Source organism: Vibrio sp. 10N.247.310.23, assembly GCF_041467155.1.
In the GTDB taxonomy this organism is placed as follows: domain Bacteria; phylum Pseudomonadota; class Gammaproteobacteria; order Enterobacterales; family Vibrionaceae; genus Vibrio; species Vibrio crassostreae_C.
Window position 1 is genome coordinate 57,446 of the sequence record NZ_JBFSTZ010000013.1, and the last position, 12,756, is coordinate 70,201.

The window sequence follows — 12,756 nt, forward strand, 5'->3', positions numbered from 1 at the left end:
TTATTTATAGATGTGATTCAGTAAATACACTACTGAGCTAGCGCTTCTCTCTCTCGTTCGAGATCTTTTTGTTTATGGTGCGCACGCTCACCTAAGAAGGCGTAAAGCAGACAGATGATTGAAGCCACACAAGCGCCGACCAAAATAATGAAGCCGCCATCCCAGCCGTAATGGTCAACCATAAAGCCGAGTATTGCGTTCGCAGCAACCGCGCCACCTAAGTAACCAAACAAACCCGTTAGACCAGCCGCTGTACCCGCTGCTTTCTTAGGCGCAAGTTCCAGTGCATACAAACCGATCAGCATTACAGGACCATAGATAAGGAAACCAATCGCAACCAGTGCCAGCATATCAACCGTTGGGTTACCTGCTGGATTCAGCCAATATACCAACACAGCGACTGTCACTAGAACCATGAACAAGATACCTGCAGGTGCACGTCGGCCTTTGAATAACTTATCTGAAATCCAACCACACAATAAGGTGCCAGGGATACCTGCCCACTCATACAAGAAGTAAGCCCAAGATGATTTATCTACAGAGAAGTCTTTTGCTTCTTTTAAGTAAACTGGAGCCCAATCGAGTACGCCATAGCGGATAAGGTAAACAAACGCATTGGCAATAGCGATTGACCACAACAGTTTGTTAGAGAAAACGTACTTAAAGAAGATCTCTTTCGCCGTCATTTCTTTCTCATGAGACGTATCGTAGTCGTCTGGGTAATCGTCTTTATGTTCTTCAATCGGTGGTAAGCCGCAAGATTGAGGTGTATCTCTTACAGTAAACCAAACAAAGACAGCAACGAGAGTGGCAAAAAATGCAGGAACATAAAAAGCGGTTCGCCAATCGTCGTTAAAAGCCCACAGCCCCAACAAGAACATTGGGCCAATCAAACCGCCACCCACGTTGTGAGCAACGTTCCATACTGACACTATCTCACCACGTTCTTTTCGTGACCACCAGTGGACCATGGTTCGTCCACAAGCTGGCCAACCCATACCTTGGAACCAACCATTCAAGAACAGCAGGATAAACATCGCAGTGATGCTGCCTGTTGCCCAAGGCATAAAGCCAAAGCAGAACATCACCAGTGCCGACATTAACAAGCCACCGCTGAGGAAGTAACGAGGGTTAGAACGGTCAGAAACACTGCCCATTAAGAACTTAGATAAGCCGTAAGCGATAGATACCGCCGCTAATGCAACCCCTAGTTCTCCACGGCTAAAACCTTGTTCAATGAGATAAGGCATCGCCAAACTAAAGTTTTTACGGACTAAGTAGTACCCCGCATAGCCAACGAAGATGCCAAGAAACAGCTGCCATCGTAGTCGTGTGTAGGTGCTATCGATCTTATCTGATGACAAGCGATCGATATGCGCCATAGGTTTGAATATTCCAAACATAGGAACCTCATAATTATTGGGCGAAGGAAGAATTTAAATGCTCGAACGAAAAAAATTTAGCGCTCATTCGAAATCAAGGGAATTGTATGTGCTTCAGGATTAATTTCTGTGATAGAGGTAGTTATTAACAAAAAATAACTTTAAATACAGCATATTAGTTTCATTTAATTAGACTGCGCTTCATATTTTTGTTTGTATCTGTTTAATTAAACATCAGAACTTTCGAGTACGAATAAATCCAAAAAGAGCGAGCGAACATAAATCAACCAACAACAACTTTGTTATTACTGCGAATGCATAGTGAATAACAACAATTTTGGTTGAATCTGTGGAGTTATGAAGGTGGTTTGGGCTATTGGTTAAAGAAGTTCGCTAAAATCAATGCAAACAAAAAGGGTCTAGATTTCTCTAGACCCTTTTAGGTAATAACGCTTGGTGGCTTGATGTTGGCTAATTAAGCAAACATTAGCTAATTACTCGAAGTATTAGCTAGCCACACGACGTGATTATGCGTCGATGTATTAGCTAGCCACACGACATGATTATGCGTCGATGTAAAAAGCTTCTACAGTGCCTTTTAGAGTAATAAGCATTGGCTGACCAAAACGATCTAGCGCTTTTGGAGAAGGGATCTTAACCCAACCTTCGCTGATGCAGTATTCTTCAACATCAGTACGCTCTTTACCATTTAGACGAATGCCGATTGGGTATTCGAAACACTCAGCAACGTGGTGTGGGCTGCGTGGGTTGCCTGCAAGATGATCTGGTAAAGCTGGTCTTGAATTAGTATCGCTCATGTTCATTACCTGTATGTACGTAAATAAAAAAAGTGCGTCATTCTAGTCAATATAGGCTTTGTGCTCAACAACTGCTGCAATAAATCGTCTTGATCGTTTTAATCAACAACTAGTTGTTTGATTTAAAGGCGATATCGGCATGAGTTTCAACGAAAATTTAACAGGTTTATGCATTATGGATGAAAGGGAGAAATTCATTACTCGAACGGCAGATAAACTAATATCAGGCTTTTATTCCGAGCTTATCGATTAAGCTCAATACTCATCACTTTATGGTTCGGTTCTGATTCCATATTTACGATTGACCAACCTAGCCCTTGGTAGAGACCCATGATATTGGTGTACGCGTAGAGTTGAGTTTGCACTGCAGAAGAAACCTGTCTGACACCACGATTAATCAGTTCACTGGCAATGCCTTGACCGCGCCATTGAGGGTCGACAAACACAGCGTTGATCCACACTACATCACGAACTTGGTGAGGTTCTTGAAAATAGGAATACGCCAAGCCACCAATGACCACATTATCGCGAAGTACTGTTATTACTGGAGGGAGTTGTACGTTTTCTTTATATGTATCTTTAAACTTGAAATCAGACCATTCACTTTGAAATAAGCCCTCTAACTCATGCCAATAAGGTGAGTTTTCATCGCAATTTCTAAAGATTACTTTCTGCATTTTTCCGTCCTTTTAAAGAGAGTAATTCGGCTATCCTAGCCTTGTTTAATCTAAGTGTAGGTAAAGCTACTCTTCTTCGTCGTAATCGTCTGCTGGGTCTTGATTAATTTCTTCGCCGCATCCTAGGCATTCACCTTGCAGATCCGTAGGCATCACAATAATCAAACCACAATGAGGGCAAAGATCGCCTTGTTGAAACATCCTGTATTCCTTCTACTTAATGGCTATTGCTTAGGATATTTTTGCTTACTCGCTTCTAGCCAGTCGTGAATCACTTGGCGAGCGGATTCCGACGGAGGTGCATTTCGTTTTCCGCAGATTTGGTCTATTTCAAAAGGAAATGCTTTGCTCGGGACGCGGCGTAAACCTATGGTTAAACGCTGAGGCTTGAGCATGCGGAACACCACATAACGATCGCTCATGATTCGGTTGTGATACACGCCAATACAGTGCTTCTGCTCGATGCCTTCGTGTTCAAGGTCGTAATAATCCGTGAGCGGATGAATGTTGTCATTGCCAAGTAAAGGAACGGGATAAGGGATGTCTTTATCCATTGGGCAGTTACCCTCCAAGCGTCGTAATTGGCGTTGCTCCGTCCAGCGGTCATGGAGTTGCTCAAACATCGCAAAAGAGTTCTGACTGGTAATCGCGCGCAGTGGATCATCCATCTCCAAATCTTGCCCTAACAATATCGCATCTTGGAACATCGCCATCTTCGACGGTGCATTAAGTCTACCCTCTTCCACCATTGCAATCCCTAATCGGCTGCCAGTTAGAAATGGATGAACTTGGTCCAAACGCAGGGCTGTGTATCCAACTTTTGAGTAATGCTTAAACTTAAGGACTCGTCTTTGCAGCGGTTCGAGAATACGAACAATGTGGTCGAGTTCATCACCAACATTGTAATGAAGCTCTAGCTTGTCGATGAATTTGAGTGTCGCCTTGCTGCCGTCTAAGCCCAACTTGGTAAGGATCTTCTTCTGCCCTAAGCGACTTAGTGCCAGTGCTTTCTTGTTGTCGACACTGTATTTCATGCAGATCAAAGCCAAAATAACAGGCCTTAATTCAAGCAATTGCGCGGCTTCATAAGTATTCGCAGCAAGCCACAACATCTGGTATTGGTATTCTGGAAAGTCGTCGGTGATTTCACGATAACGCGCAGGTAATGAATTTAGCCAACGACCATTCACGTCAAACTGTTCAACAAGGTTGAGGCTCAGCCCAATGCCTCCATCAAGCGGTCGTCTACCATCTTCAAACACATGAAAGCCGACGAGCTTTTGAGACCAGTCTCGGATCTCAATATCGTAGTCGAAACCTAATGTTCGAGTGGGAATGGTTAGTAGTGCTGTCATTGATGCCTCTTCGTTATTGGCGCATTGAACTATCAAGCCTATCTAACAGCATAAGCTAGCGCTTCAACCACTATATCAACCTTTTGTAAATTTCTTACCAATCAAAGCGATATAAATACGATAGTGCTTAGAAGAACATTGAATGATGATTTTACGGAATATGAGATCTCTTCGATATCATTTGCGTCCACAGAAACTATGCTTGTTACATAACTCACAACAAGAGGCTTTAATTATGGATTACCGACATATTCTGGTCGCACTTGAACTGTCTGACGACACCAAGATTCTCATTGATAGAGCGACCTTCTTCGCTGATAAACTGGAGGCTGGCATTTCATTTGTTTATATCGATGGTACGCATGGAGAAATTTATCCAGAGCTCGTTGATATTCAGGGAAATGACGGTGATTTACCCATCAATGAAGATGCCGTTAAGCATTTGAAAGAGTTTGAAGCCTACGCCAAACACCCAATCAAGCACATTTTCGTGGGAACGGGTGATTTGAACGATAAGCTCAAAAATGCCATCGAAGCAAACGGCGTTGACCTATTGCTGTGCGGCCATCACCATGATTTTTGGCATAAGCTCATCTCCCATTCTAAACAGATCATCGATACTTCCCCTATCGATATTCTCGTTGTTCCTATGGAATAGAAGCTCCAGTTCGACACTCAAAAATAACCGGCTTTGCCAACCTCTATCGGTATTATTGGTTGGCTTGATATCCTCTTCAACACACTCATCCTGACCGAAATCTCCTATTTCCCACTTAGAGTAATCATTTGTGATCTTGTCAGCCTATCAACTCGTAAGCGTCTAATAATTAACAAATCACGTCATTTCGATTTGAATCAACGTACTGAAATGTACGACCCAGACCATGCCTTCATCAATCATTGGACAGGCGGTAACGCAGTCACAACAAGCCTCACAAACCAGGACGCATTATGAAATTTAAAACGGTACGACTTGTATTAGGTGACCAACTCAACATTGAGCATTCATGGTTTAGACAGGTTAACGATGACGTCATTTACATCATTGCTGAGCTAAAACAAGAAACAGATTATGTTGCCTCTCACGTTCAAAAAGTGGCCGCGTTTTTCTGTGCGATGGGTTACTTCGCTAACGAACTCAAAGAACAAGGTCATCAAGTACTACACCTTACTCTTGACGACACAACGCAATTTGAAAACCTAGACACACTTTTAAAGCACTATGTACACGAATTCGGCGCAGAGAAATTCGAATATCAAAGGCCAGATGAATATCGCCTCTTAGAGCAGATGAACAAGCTCAAGCTGACCAATGCGACCAAAGGTTGTTGTGATACAGAACACTTCCTCTTTCCATTCGAGGAGATAGAACAACAGTTTCCAAAAGACAAACACATCATGATGGAACACTTCTATCGCCGAATGAGAAAACGTTTCGACATTTTGCTAGAAGACGGAAAGCCCGTTGGCGGAAAATGGAATTACGACGCGAACAATCGAAATAAGCTCAAGAAACAAGACATCGAAAACCTACCTCAGCCGCTGATGTTTACCAATGATATAACCGACATTTTGCAACGTATCGAACGTCACCAAGTACAAACCATTGGTCAAGTCGGTAACCAGTTACTATGGCCGGTGAACCGCGCACAAAGCTTGTCTCTACTCGCTCATTTCTGCCAAGTCTGCTTGCCGTTATTTGGGCTGTTTCAAGATGCGATGACGACAGAGCACGACTCTAAATGGAGCTTGTATCATAGCCGTATATCGTTCTCGCTGAACAGTAAACTGCTGAGCCCTAAAGAAGTGATTGATGCAGCACTGTCGGCCTACCAAGCATCCTGTCTTCGAGACAGCTCACCAGATAAGCCAAGCATCGATATTGCACAGGTCGAAGGATTTGTACGCCAAATACTGGGGTGGCGAGAGTACATACGCGCCGTCTATTGGGCAAACATGCCTGCTTACGCCAACAAAAACCATTACTCAGCACATAATAACCTGCCCCATTACTTTTGGGACGGACAAACCAAGATGAACTGCATGAAGCATGCGATTGACCAGTCTCTTGAGTTTGCTTACGCGCACCACATCCAAAGGTTAATGATCACTGGCAACTTCTGTTTAATCACGGGTATAGACCCTGACCAAGTCGATAGTTGGTACCTCGGTATTTACGTCGACGCGATTGAGTGGGTTGAAATGCCAAATACGCGAGGTATGGCACTGTTTGCGGATGGCGGGATCGTAGGAACCAAACCATACTCTGCCAGCGGTTCCTATATCAACCGCATGAGTGACTACTGCAAAGGCTGTCACTACAAGATAAAAGAACGCAGCGGCGAGCAATCTTGCCCTTTCAATAGCTTGTATTGGCGCTTTATGGACCAGCACCGCGATGCGTTAAACCGCAACCCACGTATGGGCATGTTATATCGCTCTTGGGACAACATGGATGAGCAATCACAACAAGCGATTCTCGATACTGCTGAACAACGAATCACAAACTTGGAGAACTTATAATGGTGGAGCAACTCAGATTACACATATTGGTGGTCGGTGGGAGCGGCGGTATTGGTTTCGCTGTGGTTAAACACCTATTATCTGAGCTCTCTCGGTTTGATTTTCTTGATGTGCATGTAGACGCGACTTACCACTCTCAACAGCCGGAACTAGAAAACAATCGCTTGAGCTGGCACAAAGTCGACGCCACCGACGAAGCTGATATTAAGCGCTTGAGTTCTGAGTTTGAACAACTTGATTGGCTGATCAACTGCGTGGGTATGCTCCACACTCCAGATCTTGGACCGGAAAAGAACTTGTCGTCCATCGACCCTGAGTTTTTCCTCAAAAACATCTCTGTGAATACCCTGCCCAGCTTGTTATTAGCAAAACACTTCACGCCGATACTTAAAGCGAGCGACAATCCAAAGTTTGCTGTGGTATCCGCAAAGGTTGGCAGTATTTCAGACAACAGATTAGGCGGTTGGTATAGCTACCGCTCATCGAAAGCAGCCCTAAATATGTTCATCAAAACCATGTCGATCGAATGGCAACGCACCATTAAGAAAGGCACCGTGTTGGCTCTGCACCCGGGCACGACAGACACAGCTCTGTCGAAGCCTTTTCAGACCAATGTCCCTGAAGGTAAGTTGTTTGAGTCAAGCTATGTCGCCCATCAGTTGGTCGATATTATTCGCACTGCCACACCGGATAACAGTGGGCACTTCTACGCTTACGATGGTGAACAGTTAAATTGGTAGTTGATACGAGTGTCCGTCTTTCATTAGTGCTAAAAAAGAAAACCCAACAGAGTTGAAGCTCCATTGGGTTTTTATTTAGAAAGAACGCCTCTGTTTTAAAAGGCGTTTGGTTGATATCTAGCTAAAGATCAAAACTGATCATCACGATTATTCAGCCCAATTGAACTTAGTATCGTCAACACCTTCTTTCTCTTCTTTAGCTCGCTCGCGTCGATGTTGTTCTTCAATTCGCGCAGCGTCTATCTCTTGCATGATGGCTTCGATATCAGCCAAGTCGTCGGTTTCCGTAAACTCACCCGTCAGTTTGCTGTCTGGCTTCAAGTCGCCTTTCTCGTACAGCGCCCACATTTCCTTGGCATACTCGGTTTTTGCCAGTTCAGGAGCAAACTGAGCGTAATAGTCACGGATGTTATTGATGTCACGAGCCAGCATCCACTCAGCGTTGTTGTTAGCCGAAGCGTCAACCGCTTGTGGTAGGTCGATAATTACTGGACCGTACTCATCCACCAATACGTTGAACTCAGACAAGTCACCATGGATCAAACCAACACACAGCATTTTAACTACGTAAGTCATCATCACGGCGTGGTCTTCGATCGCTTGCTCTGCTGACATCACCACATCGTTCAAGCGTGGTGCAACGTAACCCTCATCGTCAGTGACCAGCTCCATAAGCAGTACGCCATCAAAGCAACCATAAGGGACAGGCACACGAACACCCGCTTCTGCCAGTTTATATAAGGCATCCACTTCAGCACTTTGCCAAACCTTTTCTTGTTGTTCACGACCAAAGCCAGAGCCTTTTTCCATCGCTCGAGCGCGGCGGCTATTTCGGACTTTTCGGCCTTCACGATACGCCGTTGCTTTTTTAAAGCTGCGCTGGCTTATTTCCTTATATACCTTGGCACAACGGATCGTATCGCCGCAGCGCACAATGTACACCGATGCTTCTTTGCCACTCATTAATTGGCTTGTCACCTCGTCGACTAAACCATCGTCAACTAAGGGCTGTATTCTTTTAGGTATCTTCATGCCGCCTTTATACATTAGTTGTCTTACAGATAGAAATCTTAACTTAAGAAATGAATGACGAAACTATTAACGTGTTCTAAAAACGAACAGAAATTACGCCAAAGTTGGCTTATGACGACGACAACGTTCAGAACAGTAGATCACGTCATCCCAACAGCGCTGCCATTTTTTACGCCATGCGAAAGGCTTTTGGCAAACAGGACATATCTTAGTCGGTAAATGGGGTTTCTTGTGCATGGCCGTTCCCTTCTTGAAGCATCCACTTCCTGCGTTTACTAGAGATTCCCTATTACGCTCGTACCTCGCTTTAGAGAATGACGAAGGCAATACGAACAAAGCCTAGTTCTCTATGACGTTCGTTCCTGACTTTAAGGAGTGACTGCGTAGTGATTTGTGACTACTCCCGACTCCGTCATCCTCGAGAAGGAGGAACGACTGAGTCGGGGATCTGCTTCATCTAGCTCTGTTTCTATTTCTGCGCAGATAAATTTAGCAAGAACCAAAGTAACAACCTAAGCGACAACCTTGTACTGCTTCTCCATCTCACTCACACCTAAGCCAGAGTGTTTTGTCACTTTAAGCTGAACGGGCACTCGCTCTTTCAGTGCTTCAACGTGGCTAATGACACCGATCATCTTGCCTGATGCATTCAAGTTATCTAACGCGTTAAGGGCAATGTCCAATGTGTCACTATCCAACGTGCCGAAACCTTCATCTAAGAACAGAGAATCAATACTGGTTTTGTAGCTCACAAGATCAGATAGCGCTAATGCCAACGCCAAGCTCACCAAGAAGCTTTCGCCACCTGATAAAGTCTTTGTATCACGCATCACATCGCCCTGCCATGTGTCGAGCACTTGCAGTTCTAAACCATCGTCGGCTTTACGTTTAAGCTCGTAACGACCATGCAAACGTTGTAGCTGCTTGTTCGCAAGGTACACCAAGTTTTCCAATGTTAAACCTTGGGCAAACTTACGGAACTTGTCGCCGTTCTTAGAGCCAATAAGTGAGTTCAAACGAGAGATATCATCAAACTCGACTTGTTGCTCATCAATTTGCTTAAACAGATCTTGCTGATTACTGCGGTTCTGGCTATCCGTTTCAAGATTGGCAGAAATTGCACCGATCTTGGTCGCATGGCTTTGCTGTGCGTTTTGACACTCAGTAGTCGCTTCTTCAACTTGCTGTTGGTCTTGCTCTTGCCATGCTTTCGCATTTTCGTGATTTAGTAGATCCACTTGTGTCGCTTTGGCGGCGTTCAACCTAGCTTGCGCACTGACAATCGCTTCGTCTAAAGACTTCTTCAGGCTTTGAAGTTGAGTTCTAACCTCTTCATCTAACAACGCTGCTTCAAAATTAGCCTCATCTTCGAACGGGCTAGTTTTCAGCGCTTCTAACCAAGCATTCGACGCTTGTGTGTAGCTCGATTGCTTACTGACTAACTCGTCCGAGAAACCAGTGTGTTTGGTTTGCTCGGTTCGATGTTCAAGTTCGCTGCGGTTAAGCACTAACTGCGCGGCATCAAATGCATTTACTGCTTCAGTGACTCTTTGCTTCATCGCATTGCTGGTGGCTTGAATGTCTTTGTCACCAAACAACTCTGTTCTTTCAGCCGTTACACGAGTGAGTTCTGACACTAAAGACTCACTCTGTTGCGTCAGTGTCGCGAGCTCTTTCTCAACACTGCTTAGCTTGTCGTCTAACGTTTTCAATTCGGCATTTTGAGTAATCAGTTGCTTCTCAATATCGTCCTGTTGCTGTTTGGTTTGCTGCCATGTGCTTGATGCTTGCGATTTCGCAGTAAACCAATCATCGATATGCTCAAGTTCAGGTGCTTCGATAGAAGTTTGAACAATGCTCTCTTTCAAAGCGTTCCATTGCTGGCCTTTCGCTTGAGCTATTTGAGTCACTTGCTCGTTTGCGACTTGGTTTTGCTTATTCAAATCAGCTAAGCGTTGCTCAGCTAACTCTAAATTAGACTGCGCTTTATCAGCTTCGACACTCGCAGACAGGCGTTTTTTTTCAACTTCAGAAAAATGTGCTTTGGCATCAACTAACGCTTTGAGCTGCTGAATGGTGTAATTTAATTGCTGCTCACACTGCTCGGTGAAATAAACCACTGCCGCTTCATCACCTAAATCATCATTGGTTAGCAGCGCTAGTTCCGGATCTGCATCGTCGAAGCCAATTAAGCTCTGTTGAAGCTTGCCGACAACGCCTTGCCAATTCAGCTGAGCTTGTTGAATATCCGCTTGCGCACGTTGAATATCATCGTTCAACGCTGCAATCATAGGGGCAAGAGAATCTAACTGCTGACGATGCTCTTGGCCTTCTTTTTTGATAGCCGTTAGCTCTAGGTTTTCTCTATCTTTTTGAGCAACCAAATTTGCAATATCTTGAGACTGTTCAATCGCATGGTCTGTTGAACCACACAGTGGGCATTCAGACCCAGATTCTAGAGCTGCACGATATTTTGCTAATTCACCTTCTTGATCAATCAATCGCGTTAATCGCTCAAGCGAAGTCTCTTTCTCTTTATATCGCTCCACCAACACTTCACGCTCTTTCGAAAGCTTGTCGACCAACTGGGTGTTGGTTTGATGTGCCTGTGTTTTCACGTGCAGCTGTTGTTGGGCATTTAGAAAACCACGGTTGATCTCAAGTAATGAGTGCGTATTGCGGTTCCAAAACTCCAACAGATCTTTTTGCGAATTCAACACTTGCTCGCTGGTGTTGCCTTGCAATGCTTCCCACTGTTGCTTTGCACTACTCTCGAGAACAACCAATTCAGCTAAAGTTTTATCTTGCGTTGCTTTAGCATCTTGCGCGGATTTGATGATCGTTTGCTGTGCATCAACTGCAGACAAAGCTTGCTTCGCTGAATTCAACTGCTCTGAATGCTGGCGCTCTAGAGTACGAACTTGCTCGACCTTTGCTTGCCACTGACCTAGGTATTTTTCCAGATGTTGGTCAGCTTGATGCGTATTTAGGTACTCAGTGCTGAGTTTATCTTGTTGCTTCAGTGCATCTGTTTTTTGGACTAAAACAATCTGTTGATTACGCTGCTGCGTATGTTGCTCGTTAAGCGTATTCTCTGCACTAACGGCCGCAGTTTGCTTATCTTTGAGTACGGCAATTTGGTTATCGAGCGGACGGACAAGATCGATGATCTTATCTTGATCTTGTTGCTCACTTTTTACCTGTTCGACAATCACACCGCTTTGAGTCAGTTTAGTTTGCGCGTCTTGCATTTCTGCATCACGAACGGCAAGTAACTTGGTGCTGTTATCTAGGTGAGCTTGAGTAGTGTTCACCTCTTGTTCGCAACGCTTTAAATCTTTGTGTACTGGACGCAGCTTTTCAGCCGGCTCACTGTTTGCCAAGCGCTCTAGTGACGGTTGGTTACGGTCTAGTTCATCTTGAGCGGTTTTCAGATCGAGCTCACTGGCCGCAATAGTTTGCTCAGCTTTGGTCACGTCTTTCCACCAGCTAAGATGCACTTGCCACTCTTTTAATTGCTCGGCTAAACGCTTCTGCTCTACTTCTAGCGTTTCACGCTCTGCGGTCAGCTCTTTGATTTGCTCTTCAGACAGTAAGCTCACACCTTCAGCTTTTGCTTTAAGTTGATTAAGCGACTCTTCACTCGACTTAAAATGATCGTAGATACGCTCTGAAATCAGGCTATAAACTTCGGTTCCCGTCAGCTCTTCAAGTAGCTCTGCACGGTCGTTAGCATTGGCATTTAAGAACGCCGCAAACTCACCCTGAGACAACATGATGGATTTAGTGAAGCGTGAAAAATCGAGACCTGTTACCTGTTCTACCAACTTGGTTTTCTTAGTCAGCATGGTCTCTAAGACTTTGTCAGTATCCGCATCCGCAAATTCACACGTTGGCGTTTGTAATGCGCCATCGTGTTTTCCGCGCGCTCGCTTTTGGTGGAAGTTAGAGCGATACGTTTTGCCCTGCACTTCAAACTCCAGCTCAGCAAAACACTCACCCGTGCCACGCGTCATTAATTCGTTGTTGCCTTTAGCGATGCTTTTCAAACGCGGTGTGCGATGGAAAAGTGCCAAGCAAATCGCATCAAGAATGGTGGTTTTACCCGCCCCAGTTGGACCAGTAATTGCGAACAGACCGTTTTCTGCAAACGGCGATTGGGTAAAATCGAGCTTCCAGCGCCCTTTCAAAGAGTTCAGGTTTTCAAATTCTAGGCTTAAAATCTTCAT

At 44.6% G+C, this 12,756-nt stretch carries 11 protein-coding genes; 3 read left to right on the forward strand and 8 right to left on the reverse strand.

The window, feature by feature from the left end; all coding sequences use genetic code 11:
- Window positions 1–29 precede the first annotated feature (29 nt).
- The 5 genes from glpT to AB6D93_RS11980 form a co-directional block, all read right to left on the reverse strand.
- Complete coding sequence (gene glpT, locus AB6D93_RS11960; RefSeq protein WP_029235174.1) at window positions 30–1,403, reverse strand: glycerol-3-phosphate transporter; 1,374 nt, start codon at window positions 1,401–1,403, stop codon at window positions 30–32.
- 542 nt (window positions 1,404–1,945) lie between these two features.
- Window positions 1,946–2,200, reverse strand: coding sequence for a DUF3297 family protein (locus AB6D93_RS11965; protein WP_017059204.1), 255 nt, complete (start codon window positions 2,198–2,200; stop codon window positions 1,946–1,948).
- 242 nt (window positions 2,201–2,442) lie between these two features.
- Complete coding sequence (locus tag AB6D93_RS11970; RefSeq protein WP_102333286.1) at window positions 2,443–2,877, reverse strand: GNAT family N-acetyltransferase; 435 nt, start codon at window positions 2,875–2,877, stop codon at window positions 2,443–2,445.
- A 66-nt stretch (window positions 2,878–2,943) separates the two neighbouring features.
- Window positions 2,944–3,078: a hypothetical protein gene (locus tag AB6D93_RS11975; protein ID WP_017059202.1), complete on the reverse strand. Its 135-nt coding sequence runs from the start codon at window positions 3,076–3,078 to the stop codon at window positions 2,944–2,946.
- A 23-nt stretch (window positions 3,079–3,101) separates the two neighbouring features.
- A complete protein-coding gene (locus AB6D93_RS11980) occupies window positions 3,102–4,232 on the reverse strand; it encodes a PcfJ domain-containing protein (protein ID WP_017059201.1) in 1,131 nt (376 codons plus the stop codon).
- A 235-nt stretch (window positions 4,233–4,467) separates the two neighbouring features.
- Here AB6D93_RS11980 and AB6D93_RS11985 point away from each other — a divergent pair, with 235 nt between their 5' ends.
- The 3 genes from AB6D93_RS11985 (at window position 4,468) to AB6D93_RS11995 (ending at window position 7,495) form a co-directional block, all read left to right on the forward strand.
- Window positions 4,468–4,890, forward strand: coding sequence for a universal stress protein (locus AB6D93_RS11985; protein ID WP_017063967.1), 423 nt, complete (start codon window positions 4,468–4,470; stop codon window positions 4,888–4,890).
- Between the two features lie 293 nt (window positions 4,891–5,183).
- Window positions 5,184–6,755 (forward strand): cryptochrome/photolyase family protein, encoded by a 1,572-nt coding sequence (locus AB6D93_RS11990; RefSeq protein ID WP_102333284.1) that lies wholly within the window; start codon window positions 5,184–5,186, stop codon window positions 6,753–6,755.
- On the forward strand, window positions 6,755–7,495 hold the full coding sequence (locus AB6D93_RS11995) for an SDR family oxidoreductase (RefSeq protein ID WP_065583629.1): 741 nt from the start codon (window positions 6,755–6,757) through the stop codon (window positions 7,493–7,495). The genes AB6D93_RS11990 and AB6D93_RS11995 overlap by 1 nt, the downstream gene beginning before the upstream one ends.
- 147 nt (window positions 7,496–7,642) lie before the next feature.
- On the opposite strand, the gene AB6D93_RS12000 is transcribed toward AB6D93_RS11995, so the two are convergent.
- From AB6D93_RS12000 to AB6D93_RS12010, 3 genes are all read right to left on the reverse strand, one after another.
- Window positions 7,643–8,527 (reverse strand): PA4780 family RIO1-like protein kinase, encoded by an 885-nt coding sequence (locus AB6D93_RS12000; RefSeq protein ID WP_029235559.1) that lies wholly within the window; start codon window positions 8,525–8,527, stop codon window positions 7,643–7,645.
- Window positions 8,528–8,620: 93 nt separating this feature from the next.
- Window positions 8,621–8,764: a DUF2256 domain-containing protein gene (locus AB6D93_RS12005; protein WP_102333283.1), complete on the reverse strand. Its 144-nt coding sequence runs from the start codon at window positions 8,762–8,764 to the stop codon at window positions 8,621–8,623.
- 275 nt (window positions 8,765–9,039) lie between these two features.
- A complete protein-coding gene (locus AB6D93_RS12010; protein WP_102333282.1) occupies window positions 9,040–12,756 on the reverse strand; it encodes an AAA family ATPase in 3,717 nt (1,238 codons plus the stop codon).